Here is a 1716-nt window from a genome sequence, read left to right on the forward strand (position 1 = left end):
CCCGCCGGCGGCCACCGCGGCCCATCCTGTCCGCCGACACACTGTCCGCCGACACGCCGTGCGGTACGTCCGCGGCTGGGCCGAGGCGGCGCGGCCGCTGTTTGAGCCGTGGAGCGTAGCCGCTGTGTGGCCGGGGCGGCTGTGGCCGCTGTGTGGCCGGGGCCGCTGTGGCCGCTGTGCCTGTTGTCCCCACTCCGGGTGAAGCCACTGTTTGTAGTGTCATTGTTGGCTGATAGTTGACTTGTGGTTGCTCTACGTGTCTACTTCATGTCGTGGTCGGGTAACTACGGAAAGTCGTCACCCGGCCATCTCGTCGCTGTTGGGGCGACGTGTCCCGCAGCACCGCGCCGGTGCGGAGCTGCCGGTGCATGAGCTAAGGAGCAACTGTGCGCAGAAAGCTGAAAGCGGCGTTCACCGCCGCTGCGGTGGCAGGCACTCTGGGGGCCGTGCCGCTGCTGTCCGGGCAGGCGGCCATCGCCGACTCTCCCGGCGCGAACACCAGGCCGCCCAGCCTGGCGGCGGTCGGTCTGACGAGCGACGGGATCAGGCTTGCCCAGTTCGAAACCCGGTCCCGCTCCGTCGAGCGTCCGAGGCGGGTCGTGCCCGTCAGCGGACTCCTTGCTGGTGAGTCGCTTGTGGGCATCGACTACCGGGTTCAGGACGGACTGCTCTACGGTGTGGCCAGCGGCGGCCGCATCTACACGCTCGACGCCTCCACGGGGCTGGCGACCTATACCGGCCAGACGCTGGGCGCCGCATTGGCGGGTAATACGGTCTTCGATGTCGACTTCAATCCCACCACGGGTGAGTTGCGCGTTGTCGGTAACGCGAACCTGAACCTGCGCCACAACGTCATCACCAACGTGACAACCGCGGAGACCGCGCTGTCCGACCTCGGTGTCACCGCCATCGCCTACACCAACAACGACAGCGACCCGGCGACCGGTACCACGCTGTTCGACATCGACACCGACACCAGCGTCGACCAGTTGGCGATCCAGTCGCCGCCGAGCACCGGCAGCCTCACGCCGACCGGCAACCTCGGCGTGAACGCGGCTCTGAACGCCGGCTTCGACATCTACAGCAGGGTCGTCGGGGGCACCTCCGTCGACTCCGTCGGGTTCGCGACGCTGTCGGTCGCGGGCCAGTACGGTCTCTACTCGATCAACCTGCTCACCGGGCACGCCGACCTGATCGGGCAGTTCCCGACCGGGACCCAGGTGTCCGACCTGGCCGTGAAGCCGTAACGGCGGATCCCGCCCACGGCCCCTTCCCCGTCCACGGCCTGTTCGCGGCCCCCGGTCGATCACGGACCGGGGGCCGCACCGCGTTTCCGACCGGAAAGGCCCGCCCGTCCTGGTCATCCCCGGCGGATCACTGTAGTCAACGCTGTTGACGGCACTGGCGCGACGATCTGATCTTCGAGGTGTTCCCGGCCGCGGGTCCTGTCCACCGGGGCGGTCGCCGAAACCGCTGGCAGCGACGCCGGTACACGGCTGGTGGGCAGGCCGGCCCTGACGGCCATCCGGGCGAACTCGGCCGCGTCGTGGACGGCGGCTCCGCCGTGGTCGTTGTTGAAGTAGACGTAGGCGTCTCCCTCCGGCCAGCACTCGGCGATCCGGCGGATCCAGCTGCTCAGGGCCTGGCGGCCGTACCGGGGGGCGGGGCGGGCACGACCAGCGTGCAGGCGCAGGTAGCCCCAGCCGGCGGGCCGCC

Annotated in this window: 2 protein-coding genes; one reads left to right on the top strand and one right to left on the bottom strand. The window is 69.4% G+C overall.

Translation table 11 applies throughout. From position 1 onward, the window contains the following. The first annotated feature begins 386 nt into the window (after positions 1–386). Positions 387–1247 carry a DUF4394 domain-containing protein gene (locus FrCorBMG51_RS10000; protein ID WP_052914525.1) on the top strand — a complete coding sequence of 287 codons (861 nt, stop codon included), beginning with the start codon at positions 387–389 and terminating at the stop codon, positions 1245–1247. A gap of 113 nt (positions 1248–1360) precedes the next feature. On the opposite strand, the gene FrCorBMG51_RS29515 is transcribed toward FrCorBMG51_RS10000, so the two are convergent. After that, on the bottom strand, positions 1361–1716 hold a 356-nt coding region (locus tag FrCorBMG51_RS29515; RefSeq protein WP_200902397.1), incomplete at its 5' end, for a DUF72 domain-containing protein.

It is taken from the genome of Protofrankia coriariae, from assembly GCF_001017755.1.
GTDB classification, from domain to species: domain Bacteria; phylum Actinomycetota; class Actinomycetes; order Frankiales; family Frankiaceae; genus Protofrankia; species Protofrankia coriariae.